The 22935-nt window shown below is 69.1% G+C and carries 19 protein-coding genes; 6 read left to right on the top strand and 13 right to left on the bottom strand.

Annotation, left to right across the window (positions count from 1 at the left end):
- Nucleotides 1-9 precede the first annotated feature (9 nt).
- The 5 genes from ACFVWL_RS13005 to ACFVWL_RS12985 form a co-directional block, all read right to left on the bottom strand.
- Entirely contained in the window at nt 10-741 is a 732-nt protein-coding gene (locus tag ACFVWL_RS13005; protein ID WP_387183289.1) for a fumarylacetoacetate hydrolase family protein, read from the bottom strand.
- Nucleotides 741-1526 carry an SDR family oxidoreductase gene (locus ACFVWL_RS13000; RefSeq protein ID WP_387183286.1) on the bottom strand — a complete coding sequence of 262 codons (786 nt, stop codon included), beginning with the start codon at nt 1524-1526 and terminating at the stop codon, nt 741-743. Before ACFVWL_RS13000 ends, ACFVWL_RS13005 begins: the two co-directional genes overlap by 1 nt.
- A complete protein-coding gene (locus tag ACFVWL_RS12995; protein ID WP_387183283.1) occupies nt 1523-2941 on the bottom strand; it encodes an MFS transporter in 1419 nt (472 codons plus the stop codon). The genes ACFVWL_RS13000 and ACFVWL_RS12995 overlap by 4 nt, the downstream gene beginning before the upstream one ends.
- Before the next feature lie 149 nt (nt 2942-3090).
- Nucleotides 3091-3879 carry an IclR family transcriptional regulator gene (locus ACFVWL_RS12990; RefSeq protein WP_387183281.1) on the bottom strand — a complete coding sequence of 263 codons (789 nt, stop codon included), beginning with the start codon at nt 3877-3879 and terminating at the stop codon, nt 3091-3093.
- A gap of 55 nt (nt 3880-3934) precedes the next feature.
- On the bottom strand, nt 3935-4993 hold the full coding sequence (locus ACFVWL_RS12985; RefSeq protein ID WP_387183278.1) for a D-2-hydroxyacid dehydrogenase: 1059 nt from the start codon (nt 4991-4993) through the stop codon (nt 3935-3937).
- Between the two features lie 98 nt (nt 4994-5091).
- On the opposite strand from ACFVWL_RS12985, the gene ACFVWL_RS12980 reads away from it, so the two are divergent.
- Together ACFVWL_RS12980 and gndA are read left to right on the top strand one after the other, a co-directional pair.
- Nucleotides 5092-5982, top strand: coding sequence for an NAD(P)-dependent oxidoreductase (locus tag ACFVWL_RS12980; protein WP_387183275.1), 891 nt, complete (start codon nt 5092-5094; stop codon nt 5980-5982).
- 56 nt (nt 5983-6038) lie between these two features.
- On the top strand, nt 6039-7487 hold the full coding sequence (gene gndA, locus ACFVWL_RS12975) for an NADP-dependent phosphogluconate dehydrogenase (RefSeq protein ID WP_387183273.1): 1449 nt from the start codon (nt 6039-6041) through the stop codon (nt 7485-7487).
- 75 nt (nt 7488-7562) lie between these two features.
- Here the strand turns inward: gndA and ACFVWL_RS12970 are convergent, their stop codons facing one another.
- The 4 genes from ACFVWL_RS12970 to ACFVWL_RS12955 form a co-directional block, all read right to left on the bottom strand.
- Complete coding sequence (locus ACFVWL_RS12970) at nt 7563-8288, bottom strand: ABC transporter ATP-binding protein (protein ID WP_387183271.1); 726 nt, start codon at nt 8286-8288, stop codon at nt 7563-7565.
- Between the two features lie 58 nt (nt 8289-8346).
- Nucleotides 8347-9810, bottom strand: a complete 1464-nt coding sequence (locus tag ACFVWL_RS12965) for an ABC transporter permease (protein WP_387183268.1) — start codon at nt 9808-9810, stop codon at nt 8347-8349.
- A gap of 103 nt (nt 9811-9913) precedes the next feature.
- Complete coding sequence (locus ACFVWL_RS12960) at nt 9914-10558, bottom strand: bifunctional 4-hydroxy-2-oxoglutarate aldolase/2-dehydro-3-deoxy-phosphogluconate aldolase (protein ID WP_387183265.1); 645 nt, start codon at nt 10556-10558, stop codon at nt 9914-9916.
- A complete protein-coding gene (locus tag ACFVWL_RS12955; RefSeq protein ID WP_387183262.1) occupies nt 10555-11463 on the bottom strand; it encodes an SMP-30/gluconolactonase/LRE family protein in 909 nt (302 codons plus the stop codon). The genes ACFVWL_RS12960 and ACFVWL_RS12955 overlap by 4 nt, the downstream gene beginning before the upstream one ends.
- Nucleotides 11464-11575: 112 nt before the next feature.
- Between ACFVWL_RS12955 and ACFVWL_RS12950 the strand changes: the two genes are divergently transcribed.
- Together ACFVWL_RS12950 and ACFVWL_RS12945 are read left to right on the top strand one after the other, a co-directional pair.
- Nucleotides 11576-12493 (top strand): dihydrodipicolinate synthase family protein, encoded by a 918-nt coding sequence (locus ACFVWL_RS12950; protein ID WP_387183260.1) that lies wholly within the window; start codon nt 11576-11578, stop codon nt 12491-12493.
- Nucleotides 12490-13209 carry an SDR family NAD(P)-dependent oxidoreductase gene (locus ACFVWL_RS12945; RefSeq protein ID WP_387183257.1) on the top strand — a complete coding sequence of 240 codons (720 nt, stop codon included), beginning with the start codon at nt 12490-12492 and terminating at the stop codon, nt 13207-13209. Before ACFVWL_RS12950 ends, ACFVWL_RS12945 begins: the two co-directional genes overlap by 4 nt.
- A 152-nt stretch (nt 13210-13361) precedes the next feature.
- Here ACFVWL_RS12945 and ACFVWL_RS12940 read toward each other — a convergent pair whose 3' ends face one another.
- Genes ACFVWL_RS12940 through ACFVWL_RS12930 form a run of 3 tightly spaced genes read right to left on the bottom strand, consistent with a single transcriptional unit; the run spans nt 13362 to nt 16520 of the window.
- Complete coding sequence (locus ACFVWL_RS12940) at nt 13362-14675, bottom strand: hypothetical protein (RefSeq protein ID WP_387183254.1); 1314 nt, start codon at nt 14673-14675, stop codon at nt 13362-13364.
- 49 nt (nt 14676-14724) lie between these two features.
- Nucleotides 14725-15582 (bottom strand): carbohydrate ABC transporter permease, encoded by an 858-nt coding sequence (locus tag ACFVWL_RS12935; protein ID WP_167253394.1) that lies wholly within the window; start codon nt 15580-15582, stop codon nt 14725-14727.
- Entirely contained in the window at nt 15582-16520 is a 939-nt protein-coding gene (locus tag ACFVWL_RS12930; protein ID WP_387183252.1) for a carbohydrate ABC transporter permease, read from the bottom strand. Before ACFVWL_RS12930 ends, ACFVWL_RS12935 begins: the two co-directional genes overlap by 1 nt.
- A 229-nt stretch (nt 16521-16749) precedes the next feature.
- Here ACFVWL_RS12930 and ACFVWL_RS12925 point away from each other — a divergent pair, with 229 nt between their 5' ends.
- Together ACFVWL_RS12925 and ACFVWL_RS12920 are read left to right on the top strand one after the other, a co-directional pair.
- Nucleotides 16750-17553, top strand: a complete 804-nt coding sequence (locus ACFVWL_RS12925; protein ID WP_387183250.1) for an IclR family transcriptional regulator — start codon at nt 16750-16752, stop codon at nt 17551-17553.
- Between the two features lie 96 nt (nt 17554-17649).
- A complete protein-coding gene (locus tag ACFVWL_RS12920; protein ID WP_387183247.1) occupies nt 17650-18810 on the top strand; it encodes a mandelate racemase/muconate lactonizing enzyme family protein in 1161 nt (386 codons plus the stop codon).
- 70 nt (nt 18811-18880) lie between these two features.
- On the opposite strand, the gene ACFVWL_RS12915 is transcribed toward ACFVWL_RS12920, so the two are convergent.
- A complete protein-coding gene (locus tag ACFVWL_RS12915; RefSeq protein ID WP_387183244.1) occupies nt 18881-22888 on the bottom strand; it encodes a hypothetical protein in 4008 nt (1335 codons plus the stop codon).
- Nucleotides 22889-22935: the final 47 nt, after the last annotated feature.

The following is a 22935-nucleotide window of genomic DNA, read 5'->3' as shown; positions in this document are numbered from 1 at the left end:
CTTCCTCGGTCACACGAACGACGTGACCAGTTCGATTCCCGCCACTCTGACGGTCACGGTCTGCCCCGGCCCCACGAGCGCCTGCGAGTGCGGAGCACCGGTCATGACGACGTCTCCCGGTCCGAGCGGAGACCAGGCGGCCACGTAGGCGAGGCATTCCCGGATCGACATGGGCAGCTGCCTGCTTCCCGTCTCGGCGACCAGGCGTCCGTCCACCTCCACCTCGAGACTCACCTCGTCGATCCCGACCTCGGTGTCGATCCACGGGCCGAGCGGGGTGTACCCGTGCCCCGACTTCGACTCGAAGTTGCGCGGATCGAACTCGGCGCGCTCCGGGCTGGAGAGATCGTTCACCGCGGTGACACCGAGCACGTACTCGTGCGCGTTCTCGGCGGTCAGCCCGCGGGTCGAACGGCCGATCACGACCGCGATCTCCCCTTCGGCGACCTGCGCCCCCGCATCGCGACGGAGGACCACTTCGGCTCCGCTGCCGATCGCCGTCCGCGGGCTCTTGAGCCAGGCCTGCACCGGTGACACGTGCTCGGGTCCGTTCTGGGCGATGCCGACGATCACGACGGGGTCCACCGGTGCGATGATCGCGCCTTCGATGCGCGGCCCGGAGTCGCCCGGTTCCCGCCCCTCGGTGAAGGCGAGGAACGGGTCCGACACCGGAATGATGCCGTCGGCTGTCTTGCGCACCCAGCGGGGGCCGTCGGGCGAGGAGATGCGACCGAGACGCATCAGACGACCGCCGTCATGCCACCGTCGACGAACAGCGTCTGCCCGTTGACGAAGTCGCTCGCCCCGCTCGCGAGGAACAGCAGTGCGCCGACGAGGTCCCTGGTGTCTCCCCAACGGCCGGCGGGCGTGCGTCCGCGCACCCACTCGGAGAACTGCTCGTCGGCGACGAGCGCCTTCGTGAGCTCGGTGGCGAAGTATCCGGGAGCGATCGCGTTGGCCTGGATGCCGTGCGGGGCGAGGTCTGCGCACAGTCCCTTCGTGAACATCACGATCGCACCCTTGGTCGCCGCGTATGCCGCGATCGAGGGACGGGCCAGCTGCGACTGGACGCTGCCGATCTGGATGATCTTGCCCGAGCCGCGCGCGATCATCCCGGCGGAGACACGACGCGACAGATGGAAGACGCTGGAGAGGTTGGTCTGCACGAGCGCATCCCAGTCCTCGTCGGCGAACTCCGCGATCGGTGCTCGGCGCTGGACCCCGGCGTTGTTCACGAGGATGTCGGGGGTGCCGACCAGACGCTCGACCTCGGCCATGCCGGCATCCACGGATGCCGCCTCCGTCACATCGAAGACGACGCTGTGCACGCCGGCTCCCGTGACGCGTGCGATCTCGGCCGCGGCCGCCTGCGCCTTCGCCGCGTCCCGCCCGTGCACGACGACGGTCGCTCCCGCACCGGCGAGTCCCTCGGCGAGGGTCCTGCCGATCCCCTGGCTCGACCCGGTGACGAGTGCGGTGCGTCCCGTGAGGTCGAAGGCGGCGAGTCCTGCCGGGAGGGCCGTCATCGTCCCACGGCCTTGATCGACACCGTGGTGGCGAACACGTCGTCGCCGCCCTCGCCCCGCGAGACCTTGATCGCATCGTCGACCCGCGTGAGGTCGCGGCGGAGCGTCTCAGGGGCGAGGAACGTCGATGCGGTGGTGATGAGGGCGAGCACCGCCATGTAGATGGCCAGGAGCACCCAGTTGCCGTCGCTCACCGCGATCAGGTACGCGCCGAGGACACCCGCGAGACCGCCGGCGAGCACAGCCGAGATCTCGCGCGCCATCGCGACGCCCAGGTAGCGGTGACGGTTGCCGAAGAGCTCGGGGAGCATGGCGCACTGCGGTCCGAGCATGCTGTTCACGGCGACGCCGATGCCGATCGCGATGACACCGATGGCCACGGCGTAGTTGCCGAGCGACAGGAGCCACCAGGCGGGGAACGTGTAGACGAGCATGAAGACCGCTCCGAAGCGGTACACCGTCCGTCGTCCGAAGCGGTCGGAGAGGTGGCCGGTGAACGGCACCGAGAACACGCCGATCAGCGATCCCAGGGTGACACCCCAGGTGAGCAGGCTCTTGTCGGCGTTGTCGCCGACCACGGTCACGAAGAACGCGAGACCGAGAGTCTGGAACATGTACGAGCCGCCGTTCTCAGCCATGCGCAGACCCACACCGACGATCACGCCGGGCAGCCCGTGCGTGAAGATCTCCTTGATGGGGCGGTCGGCGACCTGTTCGTGCTTCTCGAGCTCGATGAACGTCGGCGTCTCCCGCAGCCGCATCCGGATGAACAGCGCGAGCAGGATCAGCGCGAAGGAGGCGAGGAACGGAACACGCCATCCCCAGCTCAGCAGCTGGTCCTCGGGGAGCAGCGTGATCAGTCCGAAGACGACCGCGGCGAGCAGCGTGCCCGCCTGGATGCCGACGAACGGCAGTGCCGAGAAGAAGCCGCGGCGCTTCACCGGGGCGTACTCGGCCATCAGCACGGTCGCGCCCGCCTGCTCGGCCCCGGCACCGAAGCCCTGCAGCAGACGCATCAGCACCAGCAGGATCGGCGCCCAGACACCGATCGCGGCGTAGGTGGGCAGCAGACCGATCGCGGTCGAGGCTCCACCCATCAGCACGATGGTCGCGACCAGGACCCACTTGCGTCCGAGCTTGTCGCCCAGGACACCGAAGAACAGTCCGCCGAACGGACGCGCCAGGAATCCGACGCCGAAGGTCGCGAACGCGGCGACCGTGGCCATGGCCGGGTCGTCCTGGGGGAAGAACAGGACGTTGAAGATCAGCGCGGTCGAGAGGCCGTAGAGCGCGAAGTCGAAGTACTCCAGCGCGCTGCCGATACTCGACGCGAGTGTCGCGCGGCGCAGGTTCGCCGCGTACTCCGGGTCATCGGACGCTGCTCGGGCTGAGGTGCGGGGGTCTGTCACGGCCATCTCCTTCGATCGGCTTCGCCTGCGGCGTGACCCCGACTGTAACAGCCTGTTGGATTGCGTTCAACCCTTTGTACGCACAGTGCGACCTGTTCCGGGCGCGCAGAAAGCCCCACGCCTGCGCACAGGCGCGGCGAGGGCGGAGGAAGGCGTCAGCGCCGAACGGCGGAGCTGAAGGGATTCGTCAGCGCGGCAGCGGCTTCGCGCAGCGCCTCGCCCACGCGCTCGATGCGCTCGTAGTCGGCCTCGGCCGCGCGGATCGCGACACCGAGCGCGAGCGGCGGATCGGTCGGAGCCCAGCCCTCCAGGGGTACGGCCACACCCACGATCCCGCGGAAGGACTCCTCCGCATCCAGCGCCCAGCCTCGACGGCGGGCGGTGGCCAGCACGTCCAGGAGCCCCGACATCGTCGTCGCGCTCCGCTCGGTGAGCTGCGGGAAGACGGCATCCCCACCGAGGAGCGCGATCACCTCGGCGTCGCTCATCGCGGCGAGGAGAGCGCGGCCCGTCGCCGACAGCGGGGCCGGGAGTCGTGAGCCGAGAGGGGTCCCCAGCCGGAGCGAGCGCGACCCCTCATGCCGGGCGAGGTACAGCGCATCGGTGCCGTCGAGCATCGCGACCTGGACGAGCTCCGAGGCGAGCTGCGGCGAGGCCTCGCACACGCTGTAGAACTCGCGCACCTGGTTGAACTGCGCCGCGAACGCACCACCGAGCTCGGCGGTGCGCACCCCGAGACGGTAGCCCTGCCCGGTGCGGTCGATCATGCCCCCGGCCTCGAGCGCCAGGCAGAGGTTGGCGGTCGACGACTTCGCGAGCCCCAGGTCGCCCGCGAGCTCGGTGAGCGTGCGCGGGCCGCCCGCCTCGGCGAGGATGCCCAGCAGTCGGATGCTGCGGGTCACGGCGGGTGCGGGGTCGCGCCCTTCGCGGGTGTCGTCATCCATGGCCGAGCCTTCCGCCATCAGGGGCTCCGCAGGCGCTCGAGCGCCCGCGGGCCGATCAGTAGAACTCGACCGTATCCACCACGGCGGTCAGCGGCTCGCCATCGAGCAGGCGCGCCGCGTTCTCCGCGAAGCGTCGGGCGATCCGCTCCTCCTCCTTCGAGCTGAGGGCCGCGGTGTGCGGGCTCACCAGCACGTTCGGGTGGTTCCACAGGGGCGAGGCCTGATCGAGCGGCTCCTGCTCGAAGACGTCGAGAGCAGCGAAGGCCACGCGGCCGTCGTCGAGAGCACCGAGCAGAGCGTTCTCGTCGATCACGGTGCCGCGGCCGACATTGGTGACGATCGCGCCGGGCTTCACTGCTTCGAACACGTCGGCACCGATCAGATGGTGCGTCTGCGCCGTGCCGGGAAGCGTGACGACGATCGCGTCGACGTGGGCGACCGCGTCGGTCAGCTCGTCCAGCGGTACCAGACGATCGACTCCCGCCACCGGCTCTCCGGAGCGCGTGGTTCCCCACACCCTCGCGCCGAGCGCATGGAAGCGCCGCGCGCACTCCGCTCCGATGCCGCCAAGACCGACCACCAGCACGGTCATCTCGTCGAGCTGACGCATCTCCCAGCGGTCCGGCCAGGTGCGGGCGCTCTGGTCGGCGATGAGGCGCGGGAGGTTCTTCGCGCCCGCCATGACCCCGAACACCGCGAACTCCGCGAGCGGACCGCCGTGCACACCGGCACTGGTGGTGAAGACGACGCGATCGAGCTGCGCACGATCGAGACCCGCGGCCTTGACCGAGGCTCCGCCGCCGGCGGCGGTCGTCATCACCCAGCGCAGTCGCGGGTTGGCGGCCACGGTGCGGGCCAGCGCCCCCGCATCCACGTCGGGGATCCCGAACAGCACGTCGGCGGAGTCGACCAGCTCGTCGAACGCCTGCTGCTCGCTCGGCGTGCGCACGTAATCCGGGTCGCCGGACCAGTCGGCCGGGCCGCGCATCGGCGGCATGAGCGCGTGATCGCGGAGCACCTCGACGCGAGGCTCGAGCTCCTCGATCAGTCGACACAGGTCTTCCGCCAGCGGCACCGCCACGACGGCGCGCAGCTTCTTCTCGGTCCCCGTCATGCTGGTCCCTTCCTCGGGAAGTCTGGATCCCTCACCTTAGCTCAGTTCCATTCTGTTGGACACTGTTCTATCTGTTGGATTGTTGCTATCGTGTGCGCATGAGCATCTCAACCGCCACCGTCGGCGTCGTGGGCCTCGGCGCCATGGGCCGCCCCATGGCCGACCACCTGCTCGCCGCACACGGCCGACTCGTCATCCACGCCCGACGCCCGCAGCCGGAGCTGCTGGCTGCGGGGGCTTCCTGGGCGGAGACCCCACGCGAACTCGCCTCCAGAGTAGACGTCCTGCTCATGATGCTGCCGGACCTGCCCCCGTTCGAGGCCATGCTCGACGGTCCCGACGGGCTGCTCGCCGACGCCGGCGACCTGCTCATCCTCATCGGATCCACATCGTCGGCCCCCGCCGTGCGCGCGTTGGCGGAGCGCGTCGGGACCGAGACGGACGGCCGGGTGCGCGTCGTGGACTGCCCGGTCTCCGGCGGTGAAGACGGAGCGATCGCCGGAACACTCTCGATCATGCTCGGCGGCGATCCCGACGATGCGGCCGTCGCGGCACGGGTGCTCGCGCCCTGCGGCACGCCCGTCCTGCTCGGACCGCTCGGCGCCGGAGAGGTCGCCAAGGCCTGCAACCAGCTCGTGGTCTCCGCGACGATCATGGCGCTCGGCGAGGCGACCGTGCTCGCCGAGCGCTCCGGTCTCGACCTCGACGCACTCTGGTCGCTGCTCTCGGGCGGATACGCCGGCTCGCGGCTGCTCGACAGCCGCCGGGAGAAACTCGTCACGGGCGACGACTCCCCGAGCGGCATCGCGCAGTACATGGTGAAGGACCTCGGCTTCGCGGCCGACATCGCCGACGCCACCGGCACCTCGCCGGTGCTGCTGCCCACCCTGCGCGCGGCGTTCGACGAGCTGGTCGCCGCCGGCTTCGGTGACCGTGACATCGCCGTGTCGCGACGCTTCATCGCGTCTCGTGACACAGGTGGCCGCTGACCTCCCGTACAGCGATACGCTGAAACCACCCCTTCTTCACGATCGAGGAGCCTTCTGTGCCCGAAGCATCAGCGAACATCGGAGTCGTCGGACTCGCCGTCATGGGATCGAACCTCGCCCGCAACCTCGCCAGCCGCGAGGGAAACACGGTGGCGATCTTCAACCGCAGCTACGAGAAGACCCAGACGCTCCTCGACGAGCACCCCGAGGCCGGATTCGTCCCGGCCCGCACCTACCAGGAGTTCGCAGACTCGCTGCAGAAGCCGCGCACCGCGATCATCATGGTCAAGGCCGGCGGCCCGACCGACGCCGTGATCGACTCGCTGGTCGAGGTCTTCGAGCCGGGCGACATCATCGTCGACGGCGGCAACGCCTACTTCCCCGACACCATCCGTCGGGAGAAGGCCGTGCGCGAGACCGGCATCAACTTCGTCGGCGCCGGCATCTCCGGCGGCGAGGAGGGCGCCCTCACCGGCCCCTCGATCATGCCCGGCGGCTCCGACGAGTCCTGGATCACGCTCGGACCGATCCTGAAGTCGATCGCCGCGATCGCCGAGGGCGAGCCGTGCGTCACCCACGTCGGCCACGACGGCGCCGGTCACTTCGTCAAGATGGTGCACAACGGCATCGAGTACGCCGACATGCAGCTGATCGCCGAGGCCTACGACCTCATCCGCCGCGGCACCGGCAAGTCGCCGGCCGAGATCGCCGAGATCTTCGCCGAGTGGAACAAGGGCGAGCTCGAGTCGTACCTGATCGAGATCACCGCCGAGGTGCTGCGCCAGGTGGATGCCGAGACCGGCAAGCCGCTCGTCGATGTGATCCTCGACCAGGCGGGAGCCAAGGGCACCGGCGCCTGGACCGTGCAGACGGCGCTGTCGCTCGGCGTCCCCGTCTCCGGCATCGCCGAGGCGACCTTCGCCCGTTCACTCTCCTCGCACCCCGAGCAGCGCGCGGTCTCCCGCGATCTGCCGGGTCCGGAGGAGGAGTTCTCGGTCGAGGACACCGACGCGTTCATCGAAGATGTCCGTCTGGCGCTCTACGCCTCGAAGATCGTCGCGTACTCGCAGGGCTTCGACGAGATCCGCGCCGGTGCCGCCGAGTACGGCTGGAACATCGACCTCGGCGCGATCAGCAAGATCTGGCGCGGCGGCTGCATCATCCGTGCGCAGTTCCTCAACCGCATCGCCGACGCGTACGCCGAGACGCCGGAACTGCCGGTTCTGCTCACCGCCCCGTACTTCACCGAGGCGATCACCCGTGCCCAGGCAGCCTGGCGCCGAGTCGTCATCGCGGCAGCCGAAGCCGGTATCCCCGCCCCGGCGTTCTCGTCGTCGCTGTCGTACTACGACGGCATCCGCGCCGACCGCCTCCCCGCCGCCCTCGTGCAGGGTCAGCGCGACTTCTTCGGTGCGCACACCTACAAGCGCATCGACAAGCCGGGTACCTTCCACACGCTGTGGTCGGGCGACCGCACCGAGATCGAGGCGGAAGACACGCACTGACATCTTGCCGTCGAAGGGCCGGGTACCGCGAGGCGCCCGGCCCTTCGTGCGTCCCACCGCGATGATCGCGATCCCCTACTTCGTGATGTCCTGCACCACGCCCTTCGCGAGGCGCAGACGCCGTGTCGCACGCTGCGCCACCGCGGAGTCATGCGTCACCACGATGATCGTGATCCCCTCGGCACAGAGCGACTCGAGCAACGTCAGGATCTCGTCGCGCATGCTCTCGTCGAGATTCCCGGTCGGCTCGTCGGCGAGGAGCACCCGCGGCCTCTTGACGATGGCTCGTCCGATCGCGACGCGCTGCTGCTGACCTCCGGAGAGTTCGGTGGGCAGATGGTCGCCTCTGTCATCGAGGCCGACGTGGGCGAGAGCTTCGGCGACCCTGGTGCGGCGCTGCGCCCTGTCGACTCCGAGAGGCTCGAGCGCCATGTCGACGTTCTGCGTCGCGGTGAGCGTGGGGATCAGGTTGAACCCCTGGAACACGAACCCGATCTCCTCCGCCCTGATGCGGCCGAGCTCCTTCGCCGACGCCGATGCGAGTTCTCTGCCGTCCAGCAGGAGCGACCCGGTCGATGGGGTGTCGAGAGCGCCGAGCAACTGCAGCAGGGTCGACTTCCCTCCTCCGGTCGGGCCCTGGATCGTGACGAACTCGCCGGGCATGATGTCGAGGTCCACGCCCATCAACGCCTTCACGATGCGCCCCTTCTGGGCGTAGGTCCTGGTGACGCCCGCGACACGATAGAGCGGCTGCTCGTTCTCGGTCCGCGCCGCCGTCTGCTCGAGGTCTGCCATGGTCATGTGCTTCTCCTTCTCGTCGATTGTCGGGTTCAGTCGGTTCTGCTCGTGCGGGCAGCGCTCATGCCACCGAGCGCAATGCTTCCGCCGGGCTCAGGCGCGCGGCACGCCAGCCGCCGAACGCACCGGCGACCAGACCACCGAGCACCGCGAGACCGACGGCCGCCACCAGGACCCAGGGTGTGAACGGCGCCTGCAGGACGATGTCTGCGGCCGGCTGGCTCTGGAACACCGCGCCACCGCCGGTGGGGCCGCCGCCCATACCGCCGGGGCCTACGCCCTGACCTGCGCCGCCCGCGGCGACAGTGGGCCTCAGGACATTGATCAGCACGATGCCGGCGACGCCGAGGACGAGGCCGACCGCTCCTCCGATGAGCCCCTGCACCATCGACTCTCCGGCGACCTGACGCACCACCCGGCCATTCGACCAGCCGATCGCCTTGAGCGTTCCGAACTCCCTCGTGCGACGCCCGACGCCGGACAGCGTGAGCAGCACCGAGAGCAGCACGGCGACGGCGAGCACGATGGCCGACAGCCAGGTTCCGAGGTTCGTGATCAGCGCGGTCGCGCTGGAGAGGGATCCGGAGACGGTCGAGGCGAGCTCGGACTGCGAGGTGACGGTCGCATCGGGGAGCTCATCTGCGAGCGCGGACTGCACCGCGTCGATCGAGGCGGCCGAATCCGCCTGCACGTAGACGGTGGAGATGACGTCGTCGACGCCGGCGAGTGTCTGCGCGGTGCGCAGCGGGAGATACACGTTCGCCGCCGTGTCCGCACTGTCCGAGGTCGACCCGAGGATGCCGACGACCTCGACATCGGAGCCGGCGACATCGATCGTGTCTCCCACCGCGATCTCGTTCGTACCGGCGTAGGTGCTGTCGACGAGGGCGACGAACGCTTCGGCGTCATCACCATCGAATCCGCGGCCGTCCGTCACCTCGGCCGACGCGAGCGGACCGACCGAGGTTGCTGCGGGGTCGATCCCGAGCACGGAGAACGAGTCGACTCCGAAGGAGCTTCCGCCGCTACCCTGTCCGCCCTCCGGTGGCGACTGTCCTTCCTCGGGAGCGGCCGGCTGCTCGCCGTCCTGCTGCGCGAATCCGCCGCTGGGCACCTCGCCGGAGAAGGTGGAATTCGTGAGGCTCAATGCCCCGGATGCTGCCGCTACGCCGTCCGTAGCGGCGACGGTGTCGAGCACCGAGGAGTCGAGCGTGCCGCGCAGGAGGTCGGTCCGCAGTGCGGACTGTGCGAGCGTGGTGGTCTCGCCGTCGCTCTCGCCCGCATCCGCGTCGAAGTCGAAGCGCGGCCCCTCGCCCTGGCCGGGCTCGACGGCCGCGCCCGTCACGGTGAGATCGGTGCCGACCCCGTAGACGGAGGCGAGGGCCTGCGCCTGCGCATCGCGCACTCCTGCGGTGAGGGCGTTGACGACGATCACGAGAGCGATCGCGATCGCCAGCCCGATCGCGACGATCACCGTCTGCTTCTTGCGGCCGGCGAGTTCGCGCCGCAGATATGTTCCGTACATCTCTCTCCTTCCGCCGCGGCCATCGCGGGGCGAGATCGACGTTAGGAATCGCGCATATGCGGGATCGAGGGACCGGTGATGAGGAGCCTATGGAACGCGCGGGTCACCCCGCGCGCACTGCCTGCACGAATGCCCTGGCGCGCACAGCGAGCGCCTCGAGGTCGCCCCCGGGGGTCGCGGCATCGCCGACGAGGGGTCCGCCGACTCCGATGCCGAAAGCACCGGCGGAGAGGTATTCGCCGACGGTGTCGACGCGCACGCCTCCCACGGGGATGATCCGCGCGTGCGGGAAAGGGTCACGGACCGCGCGGATGAAGCCGGAGCCGAGCGCCGACGCCGGGAACAGCTTTACCGCCGCACTGCCGAGGTCGTGGCCTCGCTGGATCTCGGTGGGCGTGTAGACGCCCGGCAGCACGCCGATGCCCTGACCGACCGCATAAGGAACGGATGCGCTGAGGGTGGGCGTCACCATGAACTGCGCGCCGGCGGCGACCGCCCGTTCGACATCGGCCTCGTCGAGCACGGTACCGGCGCCGATCAGAGCCTCGGCCGGCGCATCGTGCACGACCTGGGCGATCGCCTCCTCCGCGTCCTGCAGAGTGAGCGCGATCTCGAGGGTGAGCACGCCCTCCTCCAGGAGTGTGCGCGCCGCAGCGACGGTGGCGTCGACGTCCGTCCCGCGGAGGATCGCGACGAGCTGCGTACGGCGCAGCCGTTCCTGCAGCTGCGCGTTGTCGACGGTGCTCACCGCACGACCTCCCCTGCGCTGCGGGCGGTCGGCGCCGTGCCGCGCCACGGGAACGCGGGGGCGCCGCCGACATCGACCTGCACGCCGAGCAGAGCGCCGTCGGCATCGGCGGGCTCCGACAGCCCGATGCTCGCCGTCGTGATCACCAGCAGCCGGTCGACGAGTGCCACAGCGGTCGGTCGCTTCGCCGGAAGGGCGATCGTCTCGACGAGCTCACCCTCGGGCGAGTAGCGGCGCACCTCGGATGCGTCCCACACCGCAACCCAGAGCATGCCGTCGAGGTCGATCGCCATGCCGTCGGGGTTGCCTCCCTCGACCCGGCACAGGGTGCGGCGATTCGACAGCGCGCCGTCGGAGGCCACGTCGAAGGCCTCGATGCTGCGGTGCGGCAGCGTGTCGATGTAGTACAGCGTCGAGCCGGTGTGATCGAAGGCCAGTCCGTTGGAGACGGTCACCCCGTCGAGGCGTGCGCTCGGCTCACCGTCTGGGCCGATGCTCCACAGCGTGCAGTGCGGATCGCGGGGCATCGACTGGCTGCCGACCCAGAAGCGGCCGGACGGATCGCCGCCGCCGTCGTTCATGTAGTCGCCCGGGCCCGCGATGTCGCCCGTGAGGGGAGAGACGACGCCGTCGTCGCCGACATGCACCACGCGACGGTCGACGCCGACGAGCCAGCCCTCCCCCTGCTGTGCGAGCGGGATTGGCGCGCCGATCTGCGCGCCGACGAACACGGCGGTCTCGGGAATCACCCTCCCGTGCTCGATGCGGCCGCGGTGCAGCGAACCCGTCGCCATGTCGATCCAGGCGAGGCCCCCGTCGCGAGCGTCCCAGCGCGGCGACTCGGCCTGGACGTATCGGGCATCGGAGAGGATCTCGACGGTTCGGGAAGTCTGGGTGTGCGGCATCCGGGTCATCCTTCTCTGGTAGCTCGTAACCGTTATGTGGCAGACTATCTCACAATATGCATAACACTTGCGAGAAATGTGGACACACGATGATGAAGCGGGGAAACAGCTGATGGCTCCGACACTCCACGGCTTGATGCCCATCCTGGCAACTCCTTTCGACGAGTCGGGCGCCCTCGACCGCGAGAGCCTGCGCCGACTGGTCGAGTTCCAGCTCGCATCCGGAGTCGACGGCGTCGCCGTCTTCGGCATGGCGAGCGAGGGCTTCGCCCTCACCACCGAGGAGCGGCGCACGATCCTGGACGACGTCGTCCGGGTGGTCGACGGCCGGATCCCCGTGATCGCCGGCGTCAACGGCACCTCGACGGCGACCTCGGTCGAGCAGGCGCTCCTCGCGGAAGAGGGTGGTGCAGACGCCCTCATGGTGCTTCCGCCGTTCATGGTGAAGCCACCCGCCGGGACGCTCGTCGACTTCTACGGAGACGTCGCCGACGCCACCTCCCTCTCGGTCATGGTGCAGGACGCCCCCGGCGTCACCGGAGTCGTGATGGCACCGGCGCTGATCGCCGAGATCGCCCGCCTCGAGGGGGTCGACTCCGTCAAGGTCGAAGCACCGCCGACCGCGCCCAAGGTCGGCGCCGTGGTCTCGGCGATCGACGACCCCGACTTCGCGGTGCTCGGCGGACAGAACGCCCAGTTCTGCCTGGAGGAGTATGCCAGGGGCGCCGTCGGCACGATGCCGGCCTGCGAGTTCCCCGACCTGCTCGGTCCGGTGCTCGCCCAGTTCCTCGAGGGGCGCGTCGACGAAGCCCGCGCCGAGTTCCGTCGTATGCTCCCTCTCGTGCTGATCGGTCTGCAGGGCGGCATCGCGTGGGCGGTGCACAAGGAGATCCTCGTCGCGCGCGGCATCATCGACCACGCGACGGTCCGCTATCCGGCCTCGCGCCTGGATGCCGGCAGCCGCGCATCGGTCAAGCTCGTGATCGACGAGCTCGCCCTTCCGCCGATCCCCACCACGGTGCGCGTGTGACCCGCCGCGGCGTGCTGCTGATCGGCGGCAGCTCCGACATCGGTCTCGCGATCGCCCGCGCCTTCGTCGACGGCGGAGACGCCGTCGTCGGGGTGGGGCTCGAGCACTCCGACGACGCCGTCTTCGAGCGTTACCTCGTCGCGGACTGCAGCCGACCGGAGGCCGCGGACGGCGCCGTCGCGGATGCGGAGCACGCGCTCGGCCGACTCGACGTGGTCGTGCTCGCGGCCGGCCGCATGCCGATCGCCCGTGCCGAGGCGACGAGCGACGACGACTGGCGCGGCGCCCTGGGCGCCACCCTCGACTCGGCGTTCTTCGTGGCACGGGCGGCTCTTCCCCGCCTCGCCGCCGGATCGTCGATCGTCGCGGTGACCTCGGTCAACTCGTCGCTCGCGGCACCCGCCCTGCCGGCCTACGCGGCCGCCAAGGCCGGTGTGGACGGCCTCATCCGACAGCTGGCGCTCGACTACGGCCCCCGCGGCATCCGCGTGAATGCCGTGCAGCCGGGCAGCATCTCGGCCGTCGACACCGGCGAGAGCGAGGGCTACCCGCTCGGACGCATCGGCCGCCCGGAGGAGGTCGCGTCAGTCGTGGCGTTCCTCGCCTCCGACGCCGCGTCGTTCGTCACCGGCACCTCGATCCCCGTCGACGGCGGCCTGTCCATCTCGTCCCCCGCCGCCTGGCTGAAGCCCATACTGCGCGACCGCTGGCTCTAGCCGCCCGTTCGCACGACGAAGGCCGCGTCCCCTTGTCGGGACGCGGCCTTCGTCGTTGTTCTTTGCACCTCACCGCAGACGTTCGAATCGCGTGAATGGCCGCATCTCCGGTGGGAACACGACCATTCACGCGATTCGAAGCCGTTGGCGGCTCAGGCGTTGGCGTCGAGCAGCCCCTGCACTTCCTTCTTCAACGCGTTGAGGCCGGCCTGCACCTCGACCTGACCCGCGAGGATCGTCGCGACACCCGCGCCGATGGCCGCGTCGATCTGGGCGGTCACGGCGACACGGTCCCACGCGGCCCCGCGCGCGTGCTCGGAGACCTCGGTGCGGAACGCGCCCTGGAACTTGTCGGCTGCGAGAGCGGGGATCTTGTCAGCCACGCTCTTGGCGGCAGGAGCGACCGCCGAGTTCTCGTACAGCGCGGTCGCCGCCTCGACGTTCGTCGCCGCGTAGAGGATGAAGTCGCGGCTCGTGAGTTCTCCCTCGCCCGCCGTCGCGAAGACACCGCTGCCCCAGGCCCGGTTGAAGGAGTCCTTGCCCCCGGCGGTCGGACGCGAGATGGCGCCGATGTTGTCGATGATGTTCTGCGCGGCACCGTTCGTCTTGACGAAGGTCGACGCGAGCGGGGCGTCGTCGTACAGGGCCGCCCGGCCGCTCGCGAACAGGATGCGGGCATCGCTGCGCGCCACGTTCGTCTGCGTCAGACCGGCATCCTGCAGGGACTTGTACCAGGTGACAGCCTTGACGCTCTCGGCGTCGCCCAGGGTGCACTTCAGGTCGTCGGTGACCACGTCGCTGCCGAAGCCCCACATCCACGGGACGGCGTCCTTGAGGTCGGGGTTCTTGGTGACCGCCGCGTACGGGATCAGCGAGGAGTCCTGCTTCTTGATCTTCTCGAGCGCCGTGGCGAACTGCTCCACGGTCATGCCCGACTTGATCCCGACGCTCTTCGCGATCTCGCCGTTGGTGATGATGCCGATACCGGCGGCCGTCAGCGGCAGCACGAGCAGCTTGCCATCCATCGTGTACGAGTCGAGCACACCCTGCGGGATGCCCAGACCCTTCGCGAGGTCGGTGAGGTCGGCGAGCACGTTCATAGGGGTCAGCACCTGCCACCCGCCCGACTGTCCGACGCCCATGAGGTTGCCGGAGCGTCCGGTCAGAGCCAACTGCGTGGCCGCCTGATCGTACGGGTAGATGACCGGGGCGACCTTGACGCCCTCCTGCTTCGAGAAGCCGTCGAGGATGCCCTGCCAGGCCGACTTCAGGGCCTCCTCGCCGAGCGAGTTGCCGTAGAAGTTGATGCTCTTGGCCTTCGTGGCACCGGCGGCCGTGGCTCCGGCTCCGGCACCGGGGGCGGCGGGGGTCGCGCAGCCGGCGAGCGCGAGAGCGCCGAACGCGGCCAGGACGGTTCCGCCTCCGAGGAAGGCTCGGCGGCTCAGCTGCGAGTTCGAGATGTTCATGAGACTGCTCCTTCGGGATGAGGGGGACGAGCTGTTCTGCGGTGCATCGCTAGCCCTTGACCGCTCCGGCGGCGAGGCCGGAGACGAAATAGCGCTGCAGGAGGATGAAGATGATGACGAGCGGGAGGGAGGTGATGAGGGACGCCGCCATGAGTGCCGGCCAGTCGGCCGTGCCCTCGCGGATGAACGCCTGAGTGAGGCCTGCCGGCAGCGTCTGCTTGTCGGGGCCGGCGAGCGTGAGGGCGAAGAGGAGATCGCTCCAGCCGCGCATGAAGGCGAACATCCCCGCCGTGATGAGACCGGGGACCACGAGCGGGAACACGATGCGGAACATCGTCCCCGTGCGCGAGAGCCCGTCGACCTTGGCCGCCTCGATGATGTCGTCGGGGAGTGCGTCGATGATGCCCTTCAGCAGGAACACCGCGAGCGGCAGCGTGAAGGTCGTGAACGAGATGATCAGCGCGGTGTAGGTGTACAGCAGCCCGGCCGAGCTCAGCATCAGGTACAGCGAGATGAGCAGCAGGGCGCCCGGGATCAGCTGGCCGATGAGGAACATGAACATGACGGCGTTGCGGCCGCGGTAGCGGAACTTCGACAGCGAGTACGCCATCAGACCGCCGACGAGGACCGCGAGCAGCGCGGTGCCGGTCGAGACGATGATGCTGTTCATGAGGTTCTTCAGCAGCAGGTCGTTCTGGAAGAAGCCGATGAAGTTCTCGAACGTCGGGTCGACCGGGAAGAACGGACGGTCGAGGGAGAAGACATCCTCCTTCTTCGTGAACGCGGTCGCCGTGAGCCAGTACACCGGCAGCAGGCCGAACAGGGCGAGCAGGAGGAGCAGCACGCGCCCCGGGATGGACAGGTGGGGGCGGATGATCGACTCCCCCACATCGCGACTACGGCGCATCACTTCTCCAGCCGTCGGTTGAGGAACAGGTATCCGGTCGTGATGATCGCGAGCAGGACGAGCCACAGCGTGCCCATGGCGGAGGCCTTGCCGAGCTCGTAGCTGCCGAAGGCGAGGTCGTAGAGGCTGACCGCGAGCGTGGTCGTCGAGTTGCCCGGCCCGCCGCCGGTCATCACGAAGATCGTGTCGAAGTTTCCGAAGTTGTAGATGAACTCCAGCACCGCGACCAGGGTGACGGGGCCGGCGATGTGCGGGAGCGAGATGTGACGGAACCGCTGCGCGCGCGTCGCACCGTCGATCGTGGCGGCCTCGATCTGCTCGCTCGGGAGGGTCTGGAGCACGGCGAGCGCGACGACCATGATCCACGGGAACGAGTGCCACGTCTTGGCGATGACCACGGCGGCCATCGCGCCGGTCGGAGTGCCGAGCATGCTGACCTCCGGCAGGCCGAAGACCGAGAGCACGTGGTTCACGACGCCGTAGCTGTCGTTGAAGATCCACGCCCAGAGGAAGGAGACGACCACACCGGGGAGCAGCCACGGCAGCATGAGGGCGCCGCGCAGGATGTTGCGGCCGCGCATGCGGGCGTTCAGCAGCAGCGCGAGGGCCACACCGAGCACGAGGGGGAAGACCGTGGAGAGCGACGCGAACACGAGGGTCGTTCCGAGCCGGGCGAAGAACTCCTCCCAGACGGCCGCGTAGTTGTCGAGGCCCACGAACGTGCGGTCGGGGCGCAGGAGCGATTGGTCGAAGAGGCTCGTGAAGATGCTCGACACGAGAGGGAAGATCGCGATCACGAGGAACAGGAGGACCGCAGGAAGTGCGATCATGAAACCGAAGGTGCGATCCTTCGCGCCCAGCGTGGAGCGTCGCCCTGAGCGTGGCTCGACGGCCTTCTGCTCGCTCTCGGCGGGCCGCTCGAGTATGGCTTGTTGCATTGCAGTCACTTTCCCGTAGAGACGACCCCGCGTGGGGCCCTGCGCATCGTCGTCACAGTCGTCGACGTCGACGTGGGGCTATTCAACCACAATGCGGATGCGAAATCCACAAAATGCATAAGACACCCACATTTGTGTTGCTCGAAGCCATTTCACTGAATAGGATGACTGGCAGCGGCGACCAGCCGCAGCGTCGCATCCGCGGCGGCAGCACTGAGGAGGAGTGACCATGGCATCGGAATCGGTGGGCGGCACCCAGACCGTCGAACGAGCGATGTCGTTGCTCGCCTGCTTCACCGAAGAGGCGGGTGAGCTCAGGGTCTCCGAGCTCTGCACCCTCACCGGGCTCGGACAGTCGACCGTCTCTCGCATGATGTCGGCGCTCGACCGCATGAAGTTCGTGGTGCAGGACGCCCGCACCGGGCTCTACCGCCTGGGCCCCGCGGCCGTTTCGCTCGGCACGATCGCCCTCAACGGCTCCCCCATCTTCCGCGCCTCGCGGCAGATCGCGCAGAACCTCGCCCGCAGGATCGAGATCGGCGTGAACGTCGCCGAGCTCAGCGGCTTCACCTTCACCTACCTCTGCAACTTCGAAGGCGCGCTCGCGCCCAAGTCGTTCGCGATGGCCGGCCGCACGGGTCCCCTGCACGCCACCGGCCTCGGCAAGGCGCTGCTCTCGGGCATGACCGACGAGCAGGTGGACGAGTACTTCGCACAGACCCCCCAGCGGTTCACCCCGCACACGATCGTCGACCGCGCCGCCATGCAGGTCGCCCTCGACGAGACCCGAAGCCGCGGTTACGCGACCGAGATCGAGGAGTTGGCCTTCGGCCGCGCGTGCATCGCCGCTCCCATCCGCAACCGCGCGGGCGAGATCATCGCCGGCCTCTCCGCCAGCGGCCCCCTCTCCGTGCTCGATCTGCACGCGCCGCACCAGGAACTCGCGCTGCAGCTGATCGAAGCCGCAGACGAGATCTCCGTGGCTCTCGGCTACAGCCCCTCTCGCACCGCGTCGGCCTTCGCCGCGCTCTGACGCCAAGGCCGCGACGCGGCACCCCGATCCGCCCCTGATCCCTGACCGCGGCACCCGCCGCCGGCCGCTCGCCCATCGATGTCTTTGGAGACCCCTGTGAGAATCACGCGCGTCCAGACCTTCCCCCTCTACCTGTCGAAGGAGGATGCGAACAACTCCTACGCGGGCGACACCGCGGTCGACCACCGCGGCTACGTGATCCGCCCGCCGTGGCGGAGCCTCTACTCCCCCGGCTACGAGACCCTGCTCGTGAAGATCGAGACCGATGAGGGTCTGGTCGGCTGGGGCGAGGCGCTGGCGCCGGTCGCCCCCGTCGTCGCAGCGGCGATCGTCGACAACCTGCTCACCCCCCTCATCGTCGGCGAGGACCCGCGTTCGGTGCGCACGCTCTGGCACCGCATGACCGAGTCGATGCGCGAGCGCGGACACCTCACGGGCCACCAGGCCGACGCCATGGCGGCCGTCGACATCGCGCTCTGGGACCTCTGGGGTCACGCCACCGGCCTCTCGGTCTCCGAGCTCGCCGGCGGACGCTTCCACGAGGTGCTGCCGACCTACGTCTCCGGGATCCGCGGAGTGGATGACGTCGAGCGGGCGGAGAAGGCGGCCGAGCTCGTCGAGGGCGGCGTGCGCCGCATCAAGCTGCACCTCGGCATCGACATCCGCACCGACCTCGCCACCTACGACGCTGTCCGGGGTGTGCACCCCGACCTCGACGTCGCGCTCGACGCGCACTGGACGTACCGGCTCGGCGAAGCGCGGGCCCTCGGTCGGGAGCTCGACGACCGGAAAGCATGGTTCTTCGAAGCACCGTTGGCCCCCGAAGACGTAGAGGGCCACCGTGACCTGGCGAGCGCACTCGCCACCCCGATCGCGGTCGGCGAGGCGATGCGCAGCCGATTCGAGTTCACCGACTGGCTCACCCGCCGAGCCGTCGGCCTCACGCAGCCCGACATCGGTCGCACGGGCATCACCGAAGGCCTCGCGATCGCGGCGGTCTCCGACGCGTTCCACGTGCAGGTCGCGCCTCATCACTCGGCCGCCTTCGGCATCGCGATGGCTGCCGGAGTGCACGTCGCGGCGAGCGCCGCCTCGCTCCTCGCGTTCGAGTACCAGCCGTTCACCCTCCCTGTCGCCAACCGCCTGCTCACGACGCCGCTCGAGGTGCGCGCCGACGGCGGATTCCTCGTCCCGACCGGACCGGGACTCGGCGTCACGGTCGACGAGGACGCGATCAAGGAGTACGTGCGCCACTGATACCCCTCAGCACCTACGACGAAGGGGTGGGCCGGCCGGATCGCTCCGACCGGCCCACCCCTTCGTCATGTCAGTCCCCGATGCGCACGAACTGCGCCGCACTGACCCGGTGGATGCTGGTGTTGCGGACCTCGAGTCGCACGGTCCCGGTCGCACCCGCGCCGTAGCGGAACGACCCCAGCGATCGCCACGCCGCCGCACCCTGGGTCTGATCCACGATCACCTCGGAGCTGCCGTTCTGATGCTCCACGACGTAGGCCGCCGAGGTCGTGGTCGTCGGGTTCGTCGGGTACCACACCGAGACGCGGTAGAGCCCCGCCTGCGGAAGGTCGACGTTCCACGTCACGGTGCTGCCCACGGAGTCGGAGTCGCTGTAGCGCGTGCGGGTGCCGTTCCAGCCCGAGAGTCCGCTGGGGTACCAGTTGCCCGATTCCAGGTAGCCCGGCCACGGCGATTGCGTGTGCGCGATCACGCCCTCGTCGGCGACGCGCACGAGCACCCCTCGGCGCAGGGTCTGATCCAGTCGCGCCTCGAATCGGGTCGATGATCCGGGTGCGACGCCGGAACCCGCGGTCACCGTCCAGGTGTGGGTCAGGTCAGACCTCGGCGGCACGGTGATCGTCGTGCTCTGCTGCCCGACGCTCCAGCCGGTGAGCCCGTAGAGCGCGAGCGTGCCCTGCAACGGCGTCACTCCGGTGTTGATGACGAGAGCCGTCAGCTTCGCGACCGCTCCCGGCCCGCTGACGATCTCGACGTCGGACGTGAGCGACACCAGTCGGCGGCGGTCGATCACCTCGATCGCCGCAGCACGGAGGGTCACCGGATCCTCGCCGGCGATCGTCAGCTTCGCCTTCACCTCGACCTCGCCGAGCGGGGCCGCTGCCGCGATCACGACCCCCGACTCCACCCGCGCCGAGCCCTGGGCGGGAACGGAGATCGCCGGGACGGCGCCGTCGAGGGTCCAGCCCGACGGCGGGGTCAGGGCCACGGTTCCGGTGACCGGATCGTCGGTGGCGTTGCGCACCTCGATGATCAGCGGAACACGGTCGCCCGCGGTTCCGGTCGCCTGGGCGATGACGTCGCCCGCCAGAGCGGCGTTCGCGCCGCTGATCCGGGCGGGCAGCTGCAGCGTGACCTCGGGCGTCGTCGCTCCGCCGGACGTGATCGTGTACCGGAAGGTCTTGGTCAGGTCGTCGACGGGGATCGTCCACTCGAACGGGTATGCCTTCTGCGGAGCCTGCTGCACCGCCTGGGCGCCGATCCGATACGACAGGGTGGCCTGCTGCTCCGTGTCGATCTGCACGTAGGCGTCGTAGCCCTGCCCGTCGGGTCGGACCAGGAGCATCCCGCGTGCGAGCCCGTACTCGGTCGCCGGATCGGAGTCGATCTCGTGGAAGCTGTCGCGACCGTGATCGACGATGTCGTCGAACGGCAGTCCCGGCCGCTGCACGGACACGTTCCGCACCACGAGCGCCAGCAGTCCGCGGGCGGGCACCGTGACGGTGACGCGACCGCTCTGGGCCGCGGCGGCCGAACGGGCACCGTTCGCAGCCACCACTTCGACCGCCGTCGACGAGCTGCGGGGCAGGCCGGTGAGGTCGGTGGAGAGGTCGACGACCACCTGCTGGGCGGTGCCGGCGGAGTTGGTGAGGCTGACGTACAGGGCTCCGTTGCCGACGCCGCCGATCCAGTTGACGAGAGGGTTGTCGACCCCGATGAGTCCCTCGGGGAAGTACGGCCACACGCCGTCCTCACCGAAGAACGTTCCGGGCGCGTGACCGTAGGCGAAGAACTTGAAGTACGCGAAATCGGCCTCGAACACGTGCGGGAACTCGATCGCACCGGCGCTGCGGTAGAAGCTCTCACTGATCAGGTAGTCCATCGCGAGTCCGAGCTGGGCGGGCGCGTGGTGGAAGTAGTACCCCGTGATCCCCACCGGACCACTCGTCGCGAAGTCGGGCTTCATGTGCGCGACCTGGAACTGCCGCCCGTAGTAGCCGGGATACGTCGTGAAGCGGCCGATCACCATGTTGTGCGCGATGTCGGCGAGCAGCTCGTCTCCGGTGTGATGCGCCAGGCGCAGCAGAGCCCCGGCCCAGCAGGGGTTGAACACGTAGCCGCCGCCCGGGTTCGTCAACGTGCTGACGCCGAGCTTGAACGACGACAGCGCCTCGAACGTGAGACCGGAGGGCGAGACGTACCAGGCCGGCACCGCCTCGGTCGGGACGTTCGTGGTCGGGTACGACGGGAGCGAAGAGCGCGTCTCCCAGTCGTACTGCTGCTTTATGACCGACCCGACGGGTACGGTGACGCTCGCGTCGGGGACCGGCCGCACCGCCGTCTGCGTGATGAAGCGCTGCACCTCGCGGTACGCCCCGTCGAGGAACTCGGTCTCGCCCGTCGCCTCGAACATCTCCAGGAGGTCGACCCAGTATTTCGAGAAGCTGTAGGCGAAGCCTCCCGGCGGCTGGCCGTTGCTGCGGTAGGGCGTGAGGATCTGCTCCTGTGAGTACCGCCGGGCGATCAGCGTCGCCTCCGCGAGATAGGCCGGATCCCCCGTGACCCTGTACGTCGCGAGCGCGTTGGAGAACGGCGCCCTGCTCTGACCCACCACCCCCGCCTTGGTCGCCTGCACCGCAAGCCGCTGGATGCCGGCGTTGCGGCCGTGGGTGAGCTGGTACAGCGATGCGAGATTCACGGCGTCGGTGGGGATCCGGCCGATCCGGTACTGGGTCTTGTCGTTGTACACCGGGCTACCGATCATCGGAGTGTGCCCGATGCCCTTGCGGGACAGCTGGTACTCGACGAGCGGACGCGCGCGGCGGTCGTAGAGCGTGCTGTCGGTGGTCCCGGTCAGGTAGTGCGCCGCGAGCACGACACCGCTCGCAGCAGCGCGGACCGCGTCTTCGTTCTCCACGTCGACGAACCCCTTGGCACGGTTCCACCAGCCCGAGTACGAGGGCACGTAGTCGACGGAGTCATCGCCGCTCGGCTCCACCGCGATCAGCGCCGTCATCGCGTGCACGGCATCGGTGAGCGATCGGTCGTAGACGTTGCGGCGGTAGGCGGTGAGGCCGTACTCGTTCCGGCACAGCTGCGTGTACATGCCGTACAGCGAGTCGGCTCGAGCGGCGATGCCGAACGCGAAGCCCCGCTGCTGCCCGACCGTCATGGCCGTGCGCAAGCCCGGCTGCGGTGAGTACATGGACGGCACGATGTCGAGGCTGTCGTTGCGCAGGCTCATGCCGTAGGGCTGCCGATCCGACATGAGCTGTCGTTCGTGCACGAACTCGGCGACCTCCGACGGCAGGTACACCCCCGAGGTGACGGCGACATCGCCCACGGAGTACTGCGTCAGAGCCATCGGGGCGAAGAGCTCCCAGGCACCGAGTGGCGCGGAGCCGTCGAGCACCGAGAGCGCATGCTGGTACGAACCGCACAGCACCTCGTCGAGGTCGTCGAGCGACTTCGCGTCCTGGCTCTGGTAGCCGACGATGTAGTCGCCGGCGGTCTTGGCGGTCAGCACGTAGTGCGCCTCGGGATTGGCACCCTCCAACCGCCAGCGCACGACGAGGTCGACGTCGTCGGTGCTCGTGGTCAACTCGATCGCCTGTGGTCCGAGCACCTGGAACGAGGTGAACCCGAGCCAGCTGGGCGTCAGCGGTCCGTACAACTCGGGGGCGCTTCCCGTCGGCAGCGTGCCATCGAGCACGAGCCACTGCTCATCGAACCTGTGGTCCGGATCGGTGATCGCCAGCCAGCCCCCGTTGTGCGTGACCTCGAGGTCGCGCACGATCGTCGCGCCGCCGTCCCACGTGGCCTGGAAGAACGTCATGCGGTGGTTCTGTCCCACCAGCTGCGCGACCTGGGTGAACGCCAGATTCGGCTTGTCCAGGCGGCGGAGGGCATCGGCGTAGACCCCGCCCGGCGTGGTGAGCTCGGTGGCCGCAGCGGGCGCCGCATAGGGCGAACCGAGCACCGGAGGAAGGACTCCGGCGATCACGAGCATTCGCAGCACGGAGCGGCGGCTCCACAGCAGGGGATTTTCATCGGCTCCGTTGCCAGCTATTGAATCCATGATGCACATACTGCAATCCATATGCGATCATGTCAATGGACCCGCCT

Origin of the sequence: Microbacterium sp. NPDC058269, from assembly GCF_042881445.1 — a bacterium.
Classification (GTDB): domain Bacteria; phylum Actinomycetota; class Actinomycetes; order Actinomycetales; family Microbacteriaceae; genus Microbacterium.
This window is presented reverse-complemented; position numbering and strand designations above follow the sequence as displayed.